This window comes from Chenggangzhangella methanolivorans (assembly GCF_042648545.1).
Taxonomy (GTDB): domain Bacteria; phylum Pseudomonadota; class Alphaproteobacteria; order Rhizobiales; family Methylopilaceae; genus Methylopila; species Methylopila methanolivorans.
In genome coordinates, this window is the sequence record NZ_JBHRXS010000006.1 from 1,220,008 (window position 1) to 1,235,943 (window position 15,936).

Annotated in this window: 19 protein-coding genes and 1 tRNA gene; 14 read left to right on the forward strand and 6 right to left on the reverse strand. The window is 68.9% G+C overall.

Annotation, left to right across the window (positions count from 1 at the left end; all coding sequences use genetic code 11):
• The first annotated feature begins 46 nt into the window (after positions 1-46).
• From ACFOWB_RS17295 to ACFOWB_RS17315, 5 genes are all read left to right on the forward strand, one after another.
• Complete coding sequence (locus ACFOWB_RS17295) at positions 47-601, forward strand: sigma-70 family RNA polymerase sigma factor (protein ID WP_261403377.1); 555 nt, start codon at positions 47-49, stop codon at positions 599-601.
• Positions 598-1,314 carry an anti-sigma factor gene (locus ACFOWB_RS17300; protein ID WP_261403378.1) on the forward strand — a complete coding sequence of 239 codons (717 nt, stop codon included), beginning with the start codon at positions 598-600 and terminating at the stop codon, positions 1,312-1,314. The genes ACFOWB_RS17295 and ACFOWB_RS17300 overlap by 4 nt, the downstream gene beginning before the upstream one ends.
• A 236-nt stretch (positions 1,315-1,550) precedes the next feature.
• A complete protein-coding gene (locus ACFOWB_RS17305; protein ID WP_261403379.1) occupies positions 1,551-2,264 on the forward strand; it encodes a glutathione S-transferase N-terminal domain-containing protein in 714 nt (237 codons plus the stop codon).
• Between the two features lie 117 nt (positions 2,265-2,381).
• On the forward strand, positions 2,382-2,669 hold the full coding sequence (locus tag ACFOWB_RS17310; protein WP_261403380.1) for a DUF883 family protein: 288 nt from the start codon (positions 2,382-2,384) through the stop codon (positions 2,667-2,669).
• On the forward strand, positions 2,669-3,163 hold the full coding sequence (locus ACFOWB_RS17315; protein ID WP_261403381.1) for a phage holin family protein: 495 nt from the start codon (positions 2,669-2,671) through the stop codon (positions 3,161-3,163). The genes ACFOWB_RS17310 and ACFOWB_RS17315 overlap by 1 nt, the downstream gene beginning before the upstream one ends.
• A gap of 86 nt (positions 3,164-3,249) precedes the next feature.
• On the opposite strand, the gene ACFOWB_RS17320 is transcribed toward ACFOWB_RS17315, so the two are convergent.
• Together ACFOWB_RS17320 and ACFOWB_RS17325 are read right to left on the reverse strand one after the other, a co-directional pair.
• Positions 3,250-3,564: a hypothetical protein gene (locus ACFOWB_RS17320; RefSeq protein WP_378148512.1), complete on the reverse strand. Its 315-nt coding sequence runs from the start codon at positions 3,562-3,564 to the stop codon at positions 3,250-3,252.
• A gap of 197 nt (positions 3,565-3,761) precedes the next feature.
• Entirely contained in the window at positions 3,762-4,178 is a 417-nt protein-coding gene (locus ACFOWB_RS17325; protein ID WP_378148514.1) for a DUF2147 domain-containing protein, read from the reverse strand.
• A 366-nt stretch (positions 4,179-4,544) separates the two neighbouring features.
• On the opposite strand from ACFOWB_RS17325, the gene ACFOWB_RS17330 reads away from it, so the two are divergent.
• From ACFOWB_RS17330 to ACFOWB_RS17345, 4 genes are all read left to right on the forward strand, one after another.
• Positions 4,545-4,814, forward strand: a complete 270-nt coding sequence (locus tag ACFOWB_RS17330; RefSeq protein WP_378148516.1) for an SEL1-like repeat protein — start codon at positions 4,545-4,547, stop codon at positions 4,812-4,814.
• 104 nt (positions 4,815-4,918) lie between these two features.
• Positions 4,919-5,010, forward strand: a tRNA-Ser gene (locus ACFOWB_RS17335).
• Positions 5,011-5,156: 146 nt separating this feature from the next.
• On the forward strand, positions 5,157-5,492 hold the full coding sequence (locus ACFOWB_RS17340) for a hypothetical protein (RefSeq protein WP_261403385.1): 336 nt from the start codon (positions 5,157-5,159) through the stop codon (positions 5,490-5,492).
• A 154-nt stretch (positions 5,493-5,646) separates the two neighbouring features.
• Positions 5,647-5,784, forward strand: coding sequence for a hypothetical protein (locus ACFOWB_RS17345; RefSeq protein WP_261403386.1), 138 nt, complete (start codon positions 5,647-5,649; stop codon positions 5,782-5,784).
• Between the two features lie 399 nt (positions 5,785-6,183).
• Here the strand turns inward: ACFOWB_RS17345 and ACFOWB_RS17350 are convergent, their stop codons facing one another.
• Positions 6,184-6,429: a DUF6894 family protein gene (locus tag ACFOWB_RS17350; RefSeq protein WP_378148519.1), complete on the reverse strand. Its 246-nt coding sequence runs from the start codon at positions 6,427-6,429 to the stop codon at positions 6,184-6,186.
• A 359-nt stretch (positions 6,430-6,788) separates the two neighbouring features.
• Between ACFOWB_RS17350 and ACFOWB_RS17355 the strand changes: the two genes are divergently transcribed.
• From ACFOWB_RS17355 to ACFOWB_RS17375, 5 genes are all read left to right on the forward strand, one after another.
• Positions 6,789-7,220, forward strand: coding sequence for a MarR family winged helix-turn-helix transcriptional regulator (locus tag ACFOWB_RS17355; protein ID WP_261403388.1), 432 nt, complete (start codon positions 6,789-6,791; stop codon positions 7,218-7,220).
• Between the two features lie 72 nt (positions 7,221-7,292).
• Positions 7,293-7,796, forward strand: coding sequence for a (2Fe-2S)-binding protein (locus ACFOWB_RS17360; RefSeq protein WP_261403389.1), 504 nt, complete (start codon positions 7,293-7,295; stop codon positions 7,794-7,796).
• On the forward strand, positions 7,793-8,779 hold the full coding sequence (locus ACFOWB_RS17365; protein ID WP_378148521.1) for an FAD binding domain-containing protein: 987 nt from the start codon (positions 7,793-7,795) through the stop codon (positions 8,777-8,779). The genes ACFOWB_RS17360 and ACFOWB_RS17365 overlap by 4 nt, the downstream gene beginning before the upstream one ends.
• Complete coding sequence (locus tag ACFOWB_RS17370; RefSeq protein WP_378148523.1) at positions 8,776-11,088, forward strand: xanthine dehydrogenase family protein molybdopterin-binding subunit; 2,313 nt, start codon at positions 8,776-8,778, stop codon at positions 11,086-11,088. Before ACFOWB_RS17365 ends, ACFOWB_RS17370 begins: the two co-directional genes overlap by 4 nt.
• A gap of 203 nt (positions 11,089-11,291) precedes the next feature.
• Positions 11,292-12,098 carry an alpha/beta fold hydrolase gene (locus tag ACFOWB_RS17375; protein WP_378148525.1) on the forward strand — a complete coding sequence of 269 codons (807 nt, stop codon included), beginning with the start codon at positions 11,292-11,294 and terminating at the stop codon, positions 12,096-12,098.
• 74 nt (positions 12,099-12,172) lie between these two features.
• Here ACFOWB_RS17375 and ACFOWB_RS17380 read toward each other — a convergent pair whose 3' ends face one another.
• The 3 genes from ACFOWB_RS17380 to ACFOWB_RS17390 all read right to left on the reverse strand — a co-directional run bounded on the left by ACFOWB_RS17380 (position 12,173) and on the right by ACFOWB_RS17390 (position 15,695).
• The gene (locus tag ACFOWB_RS17380) at positions 12,173-13,648 is read right to left on the reverse strand and encodes an aldehyde dehydrogenase family protein (RefSeq protein WP_378148527.1); all 1,476 of its coding nucleotides are present in this window, start codon (positions 13,646-13,648) and stop codon (positions 12,173-12,175) included.
• A 112-nt stretch (positions 13,649-13,760) separates the two neighbouring features.
• A complete protein-coding gene (locus tag ACFOWB_RS17385; protein ID WP_378148529.1) occupies positions 13,761-14,924 on the reverse strand; it encodes an LLM class flavin-dependent oxidoreductase in 1,164 nt (387 codons plus the stop codon).
• Between the two features lie 36 nt (positions 14,925-14,960).
• Complete coding sequence (locus ACFOWB_RS17390; protein ID WP_378148531.1) at positions 14,961-15,695, reverse strand: alpha/beta fold hydrolase; 735 nt, start codon at positions 15,693-15,695, stop codon at positions 14,961-14,963.
• Positions 15,696-15,936 lie beyond the last annotated feature (241 nt).

Here is a 15,936-nt window from a genome sequence, read left to right on the forward strand (position 1 = left end):
CCGCACGTCGATACCGGTTCGTGCATGCGTCCATAGCGTGAGAGCGATGAGTCCTCCCCTGTCCGCATCCGAAGACCTGAACGCCGCCGCGCTCGCCGCCTGCGCGCAGGGAGATCGGTCCGCGCTGCGCGCCATCTACGATCGCGAAAGCCCGAAGCTGCTGGCCGTGGCGCTTCGGATCGTGCGCCGCCGCGACCTCGCCGAAGAGGTGCTGCAGGACGCCTTCGTCCAGATCTGGCGCAAGGCCGGCAGCTTCGATCCGGCGCTTGGAGCCGGCCGCGCGTGGATTTTCGCGATCGTGCGCAACCGCGCCCTCAACCAACTGCGCGACGATCGCCACGTGCCGGTCGAGGACGAGGCGCTGGAAGCCGCCGCCGCGCGCGACGGAGAAATCGACGACGCCTATGAGCGCCTCGCCGAGGCGAGCGCGCTGCGCCGCTGCCTCGGCCGACTTGAGCCCCAGCGCCGCCGCGCGGTGCTGCTCGCCTATGTGCAGGGACTGACCCATGGCGAGATCGCCGGGCGGCTCGGGACCCCGCTCGGCACGGTGAAGGCCTGGATCCGCCGCTCGCTGCTCTCGCTTCGGGAGTGCATGTCGTGAGCCCGGACGAGATCCGCGCCCTCGCTGGCGAATATGCGCTCGGCCTGATGGATCCGGTCGCGGCTCTCGACGTCGAGCGGCGCGCGGCGCGCGACCCGGTTCTCGCCGCAGCCGTCGCGGACTGGCGCGGCCGGCTCATCGAGCTCGACGACGCCGCCTCTCCTCAAGCGCCGTCCGACGGTCTGTGGGCGCGCATCGAGGCGGGCATCGAGACGCCCTCGCCCACCCCGGCGGCGGCTCTCGAGCGGAAGCCCTCGCTGTTCTCGCGCCTCTGGAGCGACGTCACAGCTCTGCGCGGAGCGGCGCTCGCAGGCGCGGCCGCAAGCGTCGCGCTAGCGATCCTCGCGGGCGCCGCCTATCGAGAGGCCCAGCGGACGCCGCAGGTCATCGCCGTTCTGCTCACCTCCGACAACCGTCCCGGCGCGATCGTCGAGGTGTTCGCCGACGGCTCGTCCTATGTCGCGCCGCTCTCCGACGTCAGCGTGCCGTCCGACCGCATCATGCAGGTCTGGACCCTGCCCGACCGCGAAACCGGCCCGGTGTCGCTCGGCCTCCTCGCAGACGATGGCTCGGCGCGTCTTCAGCCGGTGTCGCTGCCTGCGCCGAAGCCGCAGCAGCTCTACGAGATCACGCTGGAACCCTCCGGCGGCTCGCCGACCGGCAAGCCCACCGGCCCGATCCTGTTCAAGGGATTTGCGGAACGGCCGAGGTGATCGGAGAGGCGCTCGATCCTCGCCGTCATGCCCGGCGAAGCCGGGTATCCACGACTTCGACGTAGAGCTTTACGATCCCAGTAAGTGGTGGATGCCCGCGCTGCCGCGCGGGCACGACGGAGATGTCCACGCCAGACCCACTGCGGCGTCATTCGTTGCGGCGTGTTGGCCGACCGCCTTGTCTCCGCGCCTTCGCTGTCTAGCTTCGGAGCCAACGAAGCGAGGAGCGTCGCGTCATGGCGGAAGCCGCCCAAAACCCCATCGACCTCTATTACTGGCCGACACCGAACGGCTGGAAGATCACGATCGCGCTCGAGGAGCTCGGCCTGCCCTACCGGATCGTTCCCGTGAACATCGGCAAGGGGGACCAGTTCCAGCCCGACTTCCTGAAGATCTCGCCCAACAACAAGATGCCGGCGATCGTCGATCCCGACGGGCCGGGCGGCGAGCCCATCTCGATCTTCGAATCCGGCGCGATCCTGCAATATCTCGGCCGCAAGACCGGCAAGCTCTATCCCGCCGACGAGCGAGGCCGCACGGAAGTCGACGAGTGGCTGTTCTGGCAGATGGGCGGCTTCGGGCCGATGCTCGGCCAGGTGCATCATTTCCGGAACTACGCGCCCGAAAAGATCCCTTACGCGATCGACCGCTACGTGAACGAGGCGAACCGCCTCTACGGCGTTCTGAACGACCGGCTCGAGGGGCGCGAGTACATCTGCGGCGACTATTCCATCGCCGACATCGCCTGCGTCGGCTGGGCCAAGCTCTGGGACAAGCAGGGCCAGGCGATCGAGGACATGCCGAACGTGAAGCGCTGGCTCGACGCGATGCTCGCCCGGCCCGCGGTCGCGCGCGGCCTGAAAGTGGAGGTGGATCAGCCGAAGGCCGATCTCGCCAGCGACAAGGCCGCCCAGGCGGTGCTGTTCGGCCAGCGCGCCCGCCGCGCCTGACGACGTTCGCCCCGGAACGTCCGCGATCCGGCGGGCGTTCCGGCTCATGAAGGACGGGGGTTTCCCGTCCTCGCCGAATCCTCGCGCGGTCCGCGCGGTCCACCACAGGAGACTTTCATGGCCGACACGATCCCCGGCGACGACGCGCCCTCGACGCTCGACGCCGACATCGCCACGCTGAAGGACGACGTCGCGCGGCTCACCGACACGCTTCAGACGCTGCTCGCCGACAGCACGGCCGCCGCCCGCAACGCGGCCCGCGAGGGCGTCGACACCGCGAAAGAGACGGTGTCGAACGCCGCCGAGGACCTCAGCGAGACCATCGTCGAGAACCCGCTGACCTCGGTGCTGATCGCGCTCGGCGTCGGCTACGTGGTCGGCGCGCTCGGCCGGAGCCGCCGCTGATGCTCCGCCTGCTGATGCAGGCGGGCCTGGGTTTCGCGACCTTCGACATCGGCCGCCGCATCGGCCGCATGAAGCGTCTCGCGGTCGCCTTCGCGATCGCGGGGCTCATCGGCCTGCTCGGCCTCGGCGCGCTGACGGCGGCGGGGATCATCTATCTCGAGCCTCGCCTCGGCGCCGCGGGCGCGGCGGCGGCGGTGGGCGCGGGCCTGCTGGTCGTTGCCGGACTGATCGCGCTGATCGGCAGCTGGAACCCGAGGCCCAAACGGCCGGCGCCGATCTTCGACCGCGTCCGCGCCGAAGTGGGGGCGGCCGGCGCGGCGTTTAGCGAGGCGCGCGCCGCGCGGCCCCGCCGCGCCGCGGCCATGAGAATGACAGCCGACGACGTGGCGGTCGACGACGCGCCTCCGCCACCGCCCGGCTCCAAGCGCAAGCGGGCGCTCAACATGGTGCTGATCGCGACCATCGCCGGCGTCGTCCTCGGACGCCGGCTCTGATCGATCGGTCCACAAGCTCAGCGCCAAACAAAAAGGCCCGCCGGTCTCCCGCGCGGGCCTTTCGTTTGTCTGACGGCCTCTGACCGTTACTGGTTCTGCGTGCCCGTCGCCTTCTTCGGGCTCGAAGCCTCCGGCGCGCCGCTCGAGCTCGCGGACGAGGCGTCAGGCCGCGACATGCCGCTGCCGGACGTGCTGCCCTGCGTCGGCGCGGCCTTCATGCTGGACGCCGCAGGCGCGCCGCCGGTCGTGCCGGTGGTCGCGTCGGGCCGCGCTTCGCCGCTGCCCGAGGTCGCGCCGCCGCGATTGGTGTTGGTGTCGTAGCCCGACTGGGCGTTCGCGAGCGGCGCGAAGGTGACGGCCGCGAGCGCGCCCGAGAGAGCGATGGTCATGATCTTGCGCATTGTCGTCCTTTCCTGACGCCCCGCCGTGAAGACTTGAGCCCCGGACGGCGAAGCGGGCTGGCCTCGACTGAAGCCATTCGGACACACAACGCCGCGGCGCCGCGCAAGCTCCCGAACGTTCTGCGAAAAAATATAATGTGAGGCCGGAACGAACTCTCCGCTTGCGCAGGAACAAACGAAGACGTCTCCAAGCGAAATCAGTCGCTCCGCTTCCAGACCTGCGTCTTGCACACAAGGCCGCCGAGCGCGCAGCCTTTGACGGTGAGCTGCGCGCCCTCTTCCGTCATGTAAGCCTTGTATGTGCGGCCGTCTTCCGGGTTGTAGATCTGTCCCTGCCATCCGTCGCCGCTCGGCTTCATGCCGCTCAGCACCGAGACGCCGACGATCGGGCGGGTCTGCTTGGCTGCGTCCGGATTGTTCCTGTCGACCTTGGGCTGGCCCTTCTCGTCGTTGGGCTCCTTCAGCGAGATGACGGTGGCGCAGAGGCCGGACCCGCAATCGGAGACCCGGACCTTGGCCTTCGGCGTCGTATAGACCCCGGCGGGATCGGCGGACGCCGTTCCGACTCCGAGCGCGAGACAGAGCGCTGGCGCGATCGCGGCTGCGCGGATCATGGCGGATCTCCCTTCATGCGCCGGCTCTTGCGGCCGGCTGTCGGCCCCGAAGAGCCGTCGAAGAGGATCATGCTCCCGCTCCGGCCCGCAGGAAAGTCGCCGAAAGACGTCCCGCCTTCGCCGCACGTGGTTGACCGATGGTCAACGCGCCGACGCCGCCCTGTCGCGCCGTTCATCCAGGAGTCGTTGGCGCTCTCGGATTCCGACGGTAAACGGAGACCTAAATTTAGATCGCATTTTCATTTGATTCAATTTGCATTTATCTCGACTTTTAAGCGGATGGTAGCGCGCTCGACTGATTATCGTCTTCAGAACGCCGGCGCTGAACAAAGCCGACGCAAGACGAATTCAGGCAGGATCAAGCAGATGGCTCGTTTCGACATGTCTTCCGCTGAGTGCGGCGCGCTGGGCGCGGTCGCTTCCGGCGCGGTCTACCTCCAGCTCGGCCTCATGTACTCGATCGGGCGCAGCGTCCCGGTCGACCGCGTCACGGCCCACAAGTGGTTCAACCTCGCGGCCCGCGAGGGCGTCGCGGACGCCGCCCGCATGCGCCGCGAGCTCTCGCTCGAGATGACCTCGGACGAGATCGCCGACGCCCAGCGCGCCGCCCGCCAGCACCTCGCGACGGCGCACTGACGGCACCTCGGGCGGAAGGCGCAGAAAACCTGCGGACGCTCAGCGCTTTCGCAGCGCCCGCTTGTTGACCGCCCGCGGCCTCGCGTGTACCCCTCTCGACCTCCGGAGACGTGGCCGAGAGGCTGAAGGCACTCGTTTGCTAAATGAGCAGACCTGGAAACGGGTCTCGAGGGTTCGAATCCCTCCGTCTCCGCCATTTTCCTTTTCAACGCATTGATTTTCCTACGCGTTCCCGGAAGCCCGGGGTCAGGCGGTCGCCCGCCGACGCGTTTGCGATCCGCGGCGTCCGGCGAGAGGCCACTTGCCGGGTCGGCGAGCCGGTCTAAGTCCTTTGCCATGCGCTTGGCTCTCGCACTTCTCGCCGTCTTCGTCGTTTGCGCCGTCCCCGCTCAGGCCGCGGAGGGCGATAAACGCACGTTCGACGCCGTCCAGCCGCCCGAGGGCGACGCCAACACCCCGCCCAGGGACGCCGACCGACAACAGTCCGGCGGCGCGCAGACGGCTCCGATGCCGAAGGACGCCATGCCCGTCGCGCCGCAGGTCTCGGACCCGAGAGAAGCCGGCGGAAACCAGGGGGTCAAACAGGCCCCCTCCCAACAGGCCGCGCCCGAGGGCGGCGGCGCGCAGCCCCAGAACGCAGCGCCGAACGCCGGCCCGCCCGCGCCCGCCGGTCCGTAAAGGCACGCTTTCCCGATTCTGCCGCCGAGCGCTTCGTCCGCCCTCGCAGTGGCAGGGCGCGCGCTCCATCGCCGCGGCCGACGGTTATCGAAACGGTAAGCCCCGTCCCCCACATTGTTGAAAAGTGTTCGGGGTCTGGCGGCGGAGCAGCGTTATGCGTACCGAAATCGACCTTCACGTGATGCAGGACATTGGCGCGATCATCCGCGCTGGGGCGCCGGCGATCGAACCTCTCAGCGCCGAACTCAAGGCCCTGCTCGAGGCGCTCCGGCGCGTGACGCCGCAGGGCTGACGCGCAGCATTTTCCGGAGCAAGGCGGCCTTCGCGACGCTCAACCCGGCGGAGGCTGAGGAGAGACCGAACAGGAGCGCGAAGCCGAGGCTTTCAGCTTTTTGAGGTGTAGCGAGCACAGCCCGTCTTCGACGGCTTTGTGAGAGCACTGAAATTTGCGAGGGGCCCAAACCTCCTCGCCGTGTCTGGGGTCGGAAACAAGCACGCGGCGCGTGACGACCGCGATACAACGCTCTGGCACAGCCACCTCCCGGCACTGCATAGCGGCGCACAGCTGCCCAAAGACTGTGCAAGGAAGTAGTATACAGCCTCTGTGATCTGGCGTCCCAATATGAGACGTTCGATTTGATTGAGCGCAATCTATGTTCGCTCAGGCGCATCGTCGGCAGGCCGAGCGGCCTTATCTGATCCCGGGCGCATCGACGACGTCAAAGCTTACGCTGACCAGGGTGACGCCGGACGGATCCGTGACGTCCATCCGCCATCTGTCGCCGAGACTGTTGATTCGTCCGGCGTCATGAAGCAATGCGCCGGCGTATCGGATCGCCTCCACTCTGGCGGATGCGAGATCGGGAAATTCGAGGTCGCCGTTATCTGAGATCTCGGCGCCGTCCAGAATCCTGAAGCGGTAAAGCGGCATGAGCATCCCCCCTCAGCTCGAGCGGGAGCGCGGCTTATGTCCTCAACGCGCCGACGCTCTGGGCATGGCCATTGTGGGCCGTCTACGTCTGCGCACGCTGAGTTGGATTGTTCCAGTTACAAATAAGCGCGACCAAGGCGGCGCGCTTGAGAGCTGAGTTGGTTTCTGAGGCGTCGGCGCAAAAACGCACAAACCTGGCGGCGAAAATCCGTTCCTCCCTCGGGCTCATATTGCGTCCGAGGCTTCGGATGGGCCGTCTACCTCCTGAAAGCGCGGAATTCTTCGGGCCGGAACCGACGCAAAGCCATCGGCCGGGACGACTTTTGGCGCTGGCCGTCGATCGAGGCGGGCGCTATGCGAAAGCCATGACCGCGCCGACAGACGATCAGCTCGCAGCCCTCGGCTCCGCATTCGACGTGTTCGCGCGTCGATACAAGCTGTCGGCCGCCGCCGGCGCCGAGACCCCGCTCAACGAAGTCGACACGCAGATCCTGCTTTACGTCGGCGGCCATCGCGACTGCGGGCCGACCGACGTCGCGCGCTTCTTCGGACTGCCGGCCACGACGATCTCCTCGGCGACCGACCGGCTCGCCAAGCGCGGGCTGCTCGAGCGCAGCCGGACCGAGGGAGACCGCCGCGCCGTCGCGCTCGGGCTGTCGGAGGACGGCGCGGCGCGCGCCGCCTCGATCCGCAAGAGCTACGAGGACATGTGCCGGATGATGCTGGAGCGCCTGACGCCGGAGGAACGCGACGCGTTCATCGCGATGATCACGAAAATCGTTCTTCACGAAGATTGAATTGTACGAATTTCGCAGTACCTTTGGCTTCGGCGCTCGATGGAGCGTCGCCGCGTCAGCCGGAGGAACCGCATGGCGATCGAGATCAATGGCCGGCCGGTGGAGGCGCCGCGGGATCCGCGGGTCTCGCTGCTGGACCTGCTCCGCGAAAGCGAGGGCCTGACCGGGACCAAGGTGGGCTGCAACCAGGGCGCCTGCGGGGCCTGCACGGTCCAGCTCGACGGCGAGCGGGTGCTGTCCTGCCTCACTCTCGCAGTCCAGGCCGACGGGCGCTCGGTGACGACGATCGAGGGTCTCGGCGAGAACGGCGTCCATCCGCTCCAGGCCGCCTTCATTGACCATGACGGCTTCCAGTGCGGCTACTGCACGCCGGGCCAGATCTGCGCGGCCGACGCGATGCTGCGCGAGATCGAGGCCGGCGCGCCGAGCTATGTGACGGCCGATCTTTCAGCCGGGCGAACGGCGCTCACCCGCGACGAGGTCCGCGAGCGGATGAGCGGCAACCTCTGCCGCTGCGGCGCGCACAACGGCATCGTGGACGCGATCCTCGACGTCGCCGCGAGGCGCGCGGCATGACCCCGTTCGACTACAGCCGCGCGGCCTCGGCGGCCGACGCCCTCCGCCTCGCCGGACAGAGCGGCGCGATGCTGCTCGGAGGCGGGACGAACCTCGTCGACCTCATGCGAAAGGGCGTCGAACGCCCGACGCGTCTCGTCGACGTGACGGGCCTGTCGCGCGAGATCGCCGAGACGCCGGAGGGCGGCGTGACGATCGGCGCAGCCGCCCGCAACAGCGCGGTCGCGGCCCATCCGCTGATCCGCGCCCATTATCCGATGCTGTCGCGGGCGATCCTGGCCGGGGCCTCGGCGCAGATCCGCAACATGGCGACGGTGGGCGGCAACCTGATGCAGCGCACCCGCTGCGCCTATTTCGCAGACGCGGCCGGCAGCCGGTGCAACAAGCGCGAGCCCGGCTCGGGCTGCGACGCGCTGGGCGGCTTCACGCGCTATCACGCGATCCTCGGCGCCTCGGAGGCCTGCGTCGCCACCCACCCGTCCGACATGTGCGTGGCGCTCGCGGCGCTCGACGCGCAGGTGAAGGTCCTCGGAGCAGAGGGTGAGCGCACCGTTCCGATCGTCGAGTTTTACCGCGCGCCGGACGACAGGCCCGACATCGAGACCGTGCTGACGCCCGGCGAGACGATCGTCGCGCTCGAGTTGCCGCCGTCGTCGGTCGCAGCCCGTTTCGCCTATCGCAAGGTGCGCGACCGGGCGAGCTACGCCTTCGCGCTGGTCTCGGTCGCCGCCGGCGTCGAGCTGCGGAACGGCAGGATCGAGGCTGTCCGCATCGCGCTCGGCGGCGTCGCCCCGCGGCCCTGGCGGGCGTTCAAGGCGGAGGCCGCGCTGCGTGGCGAGGCGCCGACCGCAGAAGCCTTCGCGGCCGCGGCCGAAGCCGAGCTCGCAGGCGCTGCGCCCCTCCCCGGCAACGCGTTTAAGGTCGGACTCGCGAGACGCACGCTCGCCGCGGTCCTGTCCGAGATCTCGGGAGACGATCGATGAGCCGGATCCAGAACGCCGTCATCGGCTCGGTGCGGACCGCCATCGGCTGGACGCCGGAAAGCTGGCTGCCCGGCGGCACGCCCGATCCGCTCATCGGCCGCAACGCGGCGGTCGGCCGGCAGGCGTCCCGCATCGACGGGCCCTCGAAGGTCGCAGGCAAGGCTCGCTTCGCCGCGGAAGTCGCGATGGAGGGGCTGACCTACGCCGCGCTCGTCCACAGCACGGCGACGCGCGGGCGGATCGCGCGGCTCGACACGGCGGCGGCCGAAGCCGCGCCGGGCGTCGTGCTCGTCATGACCCACCGCACCATGCCGCGCCTCGCGCCGCTGCCGCCCATCAGCGTCACGGACCTCGGCGCGGTCGGCAACAGCCATCTTCCGGTGATGCAGGACGACCGCGTCCGCTACAACGGCCAAGTGGTGGCGGCGGTGCTGGCCGAGACGCAGGAGCAGGCCGACCACGCCGCCTCGCTGATCGAGATCGACTACGCCGTTGAAGAGGCCCGGACCTCGTTCGAGGACGCCAAGCGCCACGCCCGGACGCCGGCCTCGATCCTGGTCGAGAAGAACCATCTGAAGATCGGCGACGCCGGGCGCGAACTTGACCGCGCGTCCCACCGCGTCGACGCCGTCTACCGGACGCCGCCGCAGAACCACAATCCGATCGAGCTCCACGCCGTCACGCTCGCCTGGCGGGGCGACGAGCTGATCATCCACGACGCCAGCCAGATGATCGCGGCGAGCGCCGGCGCCTTCGCCAAGCTCTTCGGGCTGAAGAAGGGCAAGGTCCGCGTGCTCTCGCCCTTCGTCGGCGGCGGCTTCGGGGCCAAGGGCGTCTGGGACCACCAGATCGTCGCGATCGCGGCCGCCAGGCTCGCCGGCCGGCCGGTCCGTCTCCAGCTGACCCGAGAGGGGGTCTACCGCATCGTCGGCGGACGCTCTCCGTCGGAGCAGCGCGTCGCGATCGGCGCGGACGCGGACGGCGCGTTCACGGCGCTCATTCACACCGGCCATTCGGTGATGCCGACCTATGGCGTCTGCCCGGAGCCCTACACCAACGGCGCGCGGGCGCTCTATCGGGCGAAGAGCTTCGAGATCGTCCAGCGGATGCTCGACCTCGACGTGGTGCCCAACACCTTCATGCGCGCGCCCGGCGAGGCGATCGGCAGCTTCGCGCTCGAAAGCGCGATCGACGAGCTCGCCTGCGCCATGGGCGTCGACCCGATCGAGCTACGGCTCAAGAACCTGCCCGAGAAGCACCCGACGACCGGACAGGCGTTCTCGCAGCACGCGCTGCGGCAGGCCTATGAGGACGGCGCGGCGCGCTTCGGCTGGGAACGGCGCACAGCGACGCCCGGCGCCCGGCGCGAAGGCGAATGGCTCGTCGGCATGGGCTGCGCCACGGGGAGTTTCCCCTACGCGAGGATGCCCGGCGCGACGATCCGCCTGACGCTCAAGCGCGACGGCTCGGCCGCCCTCGCCTGCTCCGCGCAGGAGATGGGGATGGGCACCGCCACGGTTCAGGCCCAGCACGCCGCCGATCGGCTTGGCCTTCCCGTCGAGGCCGTGACCTTCGAGCTCGGCGACAGCGCCCTGCCCGCATCGCCCTTCGCGGGCGGCTCGTCGCAGACCGCCTCGATCGCCGGCTCGGTGGCGGCGGCCGCCGAAAAGCTCGCGTCCGAACTGCTGCGGCTTGCAGGCAACGACACCCCGCTCGCAGGGTTGAGGGCGGGCGAGATCCGGCTCGTCGAGGGAGGCGTCGCGTCGATCAGCGAACCGGCGCGGCGCGAGACCTACGCCTCGATCCTCTCCCGCGCGGGCCGCGACGAGATCACGGTGACGGCCGCCGGCAGCGCGCCGCTCGAGCTCTTCAAATACGCCATGCACAGCACCTCGGCGATCTTCTGCGAGGTCCGCGTGAGCGCGGTGACGGGCGAGACGCGGGTCGACCGCATGCTCGGCTCCTTCGACTGCGGCGTGATCCTCAACCCGAAGACCGCCGCGAGCCAGTTCCGAGGCGGCATGATCATGGGGCTTGGCCTCGCGCTCACCGAGGAGACGCTGTTCGACGAGCGCACGGGGCGGATCATGAACCCCTCGCTCGCCGACTATCACGTGCCGGTCCATCTCGACGTGCCGGAGATCGACGTGATGTGGACCGGCGTCCCGGACCCGCGCACGCCGCTCGGGGCGCGAGGGATCGGCGAGATCGGCATCGTGGGCGTCGGCGCGGCGGTCGCCAACGCCGTGTTCAACGCCACCGGCAAGCGGATCCGCGATCTGCCGATCACGCTCGACAAGCTGGCGTAAGGCGCGTCGGCCGGCGGGCTCTCCGAGCCCGTTCGGTCGGCGCGGCCTCGGATGGCGCTGACTTGCCGCCCTGTCTCCGGAGCATGCCGGCCATGCGCGCGTAACGAACGCGGCCCTCGCGACGAACCCCCAGCATCACCGGGCTTCGTAGGCGTCTCTCAGGCCCTGTCGTTCCTCACTCCTGACATCGAAGGGAGACGAGCATGTCCATCGACGACGCACATCATGACATCCCGACGCCGGCGCTGAGCCGCCGGACCGTGGCGACAGCTCTGGCCGGGCTCGGAGTTCTGGCGGCGCTCGGCGTCAAGGGCGCGGCGGCCGAGACCCCGCAGGTCCGCAACATCGTGCTCGTGCACGGCCTCTTCGCCGACGGCTCCTGCTGGAGCGAAGTGATCCCGCCGCTGCAGGCGAAAGGCTTCAACGTCACGTCCGTGCAGAACCCGCTGACGAGCCTGCCCGAGGCGGTCGCCTCGGTGCGCAAGGCGCTCGACCGTCAGGACGGGCCGACCGTTCTCGTCGGGCATTCGTTCGGCGGCATGATCATCTCGGACGCCGGCGCGCATGAGAAGGTCGCCTCGCTCGTCTATGTGGCGGCCCGCGCGCCGGACGCCGGCGAGGACTATGCGGCGCTCGCCAAGACCTATCCCACGCCGCCCGCCTCCGCCGGCGTCGTCTTCGACGGCGACGAGGGCCGGCTGACCGAAGAGGCATTCCTGCGCGATTTCGCGGGCGACCTGCCGGCCGCCCAAGCGAAGGCGCTCTACGCGGTGCAGCAGCCGTTCGACAAGGCCCTGCTTGCGGGCAAGACCGCCAACGCCGCGTGGCGCTCGAAGCCGTCCTTCTATGCGGTGTCGAGCGAGGACCACACCATCAATCCCGACCTCGAGCGCTTCATGGCCAAGCGCATGGGCGCCAAGACCATCGAGGTGAAGGCGAGCCACGTCTCGATGATCTCGCAGCCGGACGCGATCAACGCCCTGATCCTCGAGGCCGCCGGCGCCCGCTGACAGCGCCGGAGGCTGGAGGCTCCCCGCCCCGCGCAAACGGCCGCGTCAGCGGCGCGAGCGCGGGGCGGAGGGCTTTAGAACGGGAACTGGCGCTTGCCCATCTGCAGCGTCACCCACTTCACCTCGGTGAGCTCTTCGAGCGAATAGCGCCCGCCCTCGCGGCCGAAGCCCGAATTCTTCACGCCGCCGAACGGCACGTGCGGCTCGTCCGAGATGGTGGTGTCGTTGACATGCACCATGCCGGATTCGAGCCGCAGCGAAAGGTCGAGCGCCTTCTGCATGTCGTTGGTGATGAGCGCCGCCGAGAGCCCGTATTCGGTGTCGTTCGCCACCTTGAGCGCCTCTTCGGCGTCCTCGACCTTGATGAGCGAGACGACGGGTCCGAAGCTTTCCTCGTGATAGATGCGCATCTCGGGCGTGACGCCGGTCAGCACGGTCGGCTGGAAGAAGTGGCCCTCATAGGTCCCGCCCGCCACCACCTTGGCGCCCTTCGCGGTCGCGTCCTGGAGCTGGCCCTCGATGAAGCCGCACTGGCGCGCGCGGATGAGCGGCCCGATGACGGTCTCGGGATCCTTCGGGTCCCCGACCTTGACGCCCGCGGTCTTGATTTTGAACTTCTCGACGAAGGCGTCGAACAGCGGAGCCTCGACGATGACCTTCGAGCTCGCCATGCAGACCTGTCCCTGGTGCAGGTACACGCCGAAGGCCGCGGCGTCGACCGCGTAGTCGAGATCGGCGTCCGCGAGCACGATCAGCGGGCTTTTCCCGCCCATCTCCAGCGTGAACTTCTTGAGGTGCTTCGCGGCCTCGACCGCGAGATGGCGCCCGGTCTTGGTCGAGCCCGTGAAGGTGATCATCTTGACGCGCGGATCGGCGATCAGCTGGTCGCCGACCTCCGAAGGCACGCCCGGCACGACGTTGAGCAGGCCCTTCGGCAGCCCCGCCTCGTCGAACAGGTCCGCGATGATCGCGCCCGAAAGAGGGGTCTCCTCGGACGGCTTCAGGATGAAGGCGTTTCCGACCGCGAGCGCGTAGGCGATCTTCTTCATCGAGAGCAGGAAGGGCGAGTTGAACGGCGCAATGCCGGCGATGACGCCGAGCGGCTTCCTCACCGACATCGAGATCTGACCGGGCATGGTCATGGGCATGGTCTCGCCCATCACATGGCGGGCGTCGCCGGCGGCCACGCGGAGGGCGTCGACCACATAGTCGATCTCCCAGAGGGCCTTGGAGAACACCGAACCGCATTCCTCGATCAGGAGGTCACGGATCTCAGGCGTGCGGCGCACGATGACGTCGGCGGTCTTCAGCAGGATCGTCTCGCGCTCGGCCACCATCGCGGCGGCCCAGGCCTTCTGGGCGGTGTCGGCGGCCGCGATCGCGCGGTCGACTTCCGCCGCGCCCGCAAGCTGGGTGCGGACGAACACCTTCCCGGTCGCCGGGTTGATGTCGTCATGCAGCATGTTGCGCGACGAGTTCGTCCACTCCCCGTCGATGAAGAGCTTGTAGTGGGGGACGCCGTCGACGACGTCGAAAGCTGCGGGGTTCATGTCGTCTTCCTTGTCGCTCGGCGGATCGCGCGGCGTCCTGAACAGTCACATGCAGGGGGCGGGCCACGCCCCCTGCCGGGGCCTGCGCTGTGAGCGCAGGCCCTGGTCATCGTCAGCCTGCAACCGCCTGCTCGGGCGGCAGCCAGGCGTTGATCGCGGCGGCGTGCTTCTTGAAATCCTCGGCGTGGCGCGCCTGGGAGATGGCCTCGGCCTGCAGAAGACGCGGCAGCGACGGCTGGAAATGCGGGATCACGTGGCGCGCGAACAGCTCGTAATGGCGCTGCGTCGCTTCCCAGTTCGCCCAGTCATGCGCGAGCATGAGGATGCATCCGAAGTCGCCGGCGCGCGCGGCGAGCCGCTTCAGGAAGTCGACCGCGTCGTCGGGCGTGCCGATGACGCCGATGCCGGTCTCGTTCATCCCCGCGATGCGCTCCTCGAACGTGTCGCCGATCGCCACGATCGAAGGCATCGCGATGGTCCGCTGCGTGTAATCGCAGAAGGCGTCGAAGCCGTAGCGCATGTCCTTGATGGCCTGTTCGCGCGTCTCGGCCACATGGACGTTGACGACGAGGCGCCAGCGCGAGCGGTCGGGCTTGTGGCCGGCCTTCAGCGCTTCTTCCTCGTAGACGTCCCAGTGGAGCGGCGGCGCGGGCATGCCTTCCTTCGGCGAGACGACGCCGGTCGACAGCAGGCCGAGGCCGTGGCGCCCGGCGATGCGCGGTCCGGCTTCGGAACGGGTCGCCGCGACGCAGACGTCCATCACCGGATCGGTGAAGGGCGCGACCTGGCAGAACGCCTCGACCAGCTTGTAGCGGCTGGTCTCGACGGTGACCGGGTCGCGCGTCGTCAGGAGCTTCATCAGCACGCCGATGTCGTGGTCGAGCGCCGGGCGCAGCTCGCGCGGATCGAGGCCGAACATGGCCGCGTCGCTCGGCAGGCCGCCGGGGCCGAAGCCCGCCATGAAGCGGCCGCGCATGAGATGGTCGCACAGGATCATCCGGTCGGCGGTCAGCAGCGGGTTCTGGTAGGGCAGCGGCACGATGCCGGTGCCGAGCCGGATGTGCCGGGTCTGCGCCGCCACATAAGCGAGGAAGATCATCGGATCGGCGACGATCTCGCTGCCGGCCGAATGGTGCTCGCCGACCCAGGCCTCGTCATAGGCGAGCCGGTCGATCAGCTGGATCGTCTCGAGATTACGCTGGAGCGAGACCGTCACGTTCTGGGTGGGAGGCGAATTCCACGGCGGCATGAAGATGCCGAATCGGACCTTGTTCATTTCAACGCCTTCCAGGAATGAGTGGTCTCGGGAGGATCAGGCGGCCAGCTTTTCCGTCGCCGCCGCGACCGCCGTCAGGGCGGCGGCGAGCTCGGCGGGCGCGGACAGGAAAGGCGAGTGGTCGCCGTCGATGTCGAGGGTCGCCTCGCAGGGCGTGTTCGCGAGCATCACGTCCTGGTAGGCGAGCGACACCGCCATGTCGCGCAGGCCCCGGACGTAGAACCTCCGCACGCGGCCGAAGCGCTCCGGGGTCAGCCGCAGCGGGTCGCCATAGACCTTGGTGCGCTGCTCGCCGAGGCGGGCGGAGGCCCATTCAGCGGCTTCAGTTGTGCAGGACCCGTAGAAGACTTCCGGGGCTTTCGCGGCCGGAAAGCGCGCGGTCGAACCGTCCTCGGAGACCTGCATGTTCTTCAGCACGAGGTCGTCGACGTCGAGATGGGCGTTGTCGCCAAGAAAGCTCGCGAGGCTTTCGCCGTCGCGCAACAGCAGCCCGTTGACATAGACGGCGGCGAGCAGCCGATCGGGGCGAAGCTCGCTCACCTGCGCAGAAACGATTCCGCCCATGCTATGGCCGACGAGGATCACGGGTTCGGCGAGGCTGTCGATCGCTTCGACGACATGGGCGGCGTAGCCCGCGAGGTCCGCTTCCTCGGGAGCCGTGGGGAGCGCCACGGTCGTCACCTGATGGCCTACGGCTTCGAGCAGCTGCGCGAAGCGCTCCCAGCACCAGGGGCCGTGGAACGAGCCGTGGACGAGGACGAAGCGCGCCATCTAGGGCCTGCACTCATGATGGAGGCCGACCCGACGCGTGTCGTTTTGGCCGTATGGCAGGAGCCGGGCCGCAGCAAACCGCCCGGTTTGCAAGGTCTGGCGACGCACCAGACGGCCAAAACGGCCGCGCCCCTCCGGGGTGAGGCGAAAACGACCGACGGCTGCGTCGTCGCATTTGCGCGATGCACAGGCATCGCGCTGCAAGCGCCTCCTGGCCCTCGAGCGTTTTGGCCTCATCGGG

Bases quoted from the DNA above. Each gene is read 5' to 3' on its own strand.
- ACFOWB_RS17320 (WP_378148512.1), bottom strand. From the start codon at position 3,564: ATGCGCAAGATCATGACCATCGCTCTCTCGGGCGCGCTCGCGGCCGTC.
- ACFOWB_RS17370 (WP_378148523.1), top strand. From the start codon at position 8,776: ATGAGCCGGATCCAGAACGCCGTCATCGGCTCGGTGCGGACCGCCATC.
- ACFOWB_RS17385 (WP_378148529.1), bottom strand. From the start codon at position 14,924: ATGAACAAGGTCCGATTCGGCATCTTCATGCCGCCGTGGAATTCGCCT.
- ACFOWB_RS17380 (WP_378148527.1), bottom strand. From the start codon at position 13,648: ATGAACCCCGCAGCTTTCGACGTCGTCGACGGCGTCCCCCACTACAAG.
- ACFOWB_RS17355 (WP_261403388.1), top strand. From the start codon at position 6,789: ATGACCGCGCCGACAGACGATCAGCTCGCAGCCCTCGGCTCCGCATTC.
- ACFOWB_RS17310 (WP_261403380.1), top strand. From the start codon at position 2,382: ATGGCCGACACGATCCCCGGCGACGACGCGCCCTCGACGCTCGACGCC.
- ACFOWB_RS17375 (WP_378148525.1), top strand. From the start codon at position 11,292: ATGTCCATCGACGACGCACATCATGACATCCCGACGCCGGCGCTGAGC.
- ACFOWB_RS17350 (WP_378148519.1), bottom strand. From the start codon at position 6,429: ATGCTCATGCCGCTTTACCGCTTCAGGATTCTGGACGGCGCCGAGATC.
- ACFOWB_RS17330 (WP_378148516.1), top strand. From the start codon at position 4,545: ATGGCTCGTTTCGACATGTCTTCCGCTGAGTGCGGCGCGCTGGGCGCG.
- ACFOWB_RS17315 (WP_261403381.1), top strand. From the start codon at position 2,669: ATGCTCCGCCTGCTGATGCAGGCGGGCCTGGGTTTCGCGACCTTCGAC.
- ACFOWB_RS17360 (WP_261403389.1), top strand. From the start codon at position 7,293: ATGGCGATCGAGATCAATGGCCGGCCGGTGGAGGCGCCGCGGGATCCG.
- ACFOWB_RS17305 (WP_261403379.1), top strand. From the start codon at position 1,551: ATGGCGGAAGCCGCCCAAAACCCCATCGACCTCTATTACTGGCCGACA.
- ACFOWB_RS17325 (WP_378148514.1), bottom strand. From the start codon at position 4,178: ATGATCCGCGCAGCCGCGATCGCGCCAGCGCTCTGTCTCGCGCTCGGA.
- ACFOWB_RS17345 (WP_261403386.1), top strand. From the start codon at position 5,647: ATGCGTACCGAAATCGACCTTCACGTGATGCAGGACATTGGCGCGATC.
- ACFOWB_RS17390 (WP_378148531.1), bottom strand. From the start codon at position 15,695: ATGGCGCGCTTCGTCCTCGTCCACGGCTCGTTCCACGGCCCCTGGTGC.
- ACFOWB_RS17365 (WP_378148521.1), top strand. From the start codon at position 7,793: ATGACCCCGTTCGACTACAGCCGCGCGGCCTCGGCGGCCGACGCCCTC.
- ACFOWB_RS17295 (WP_261403377.1), top strand. From the start codon at position 47: ATGAGTCCTCCCCTGTCCGCATCCGAAGACCTGAACGCCGCCGCGCTC.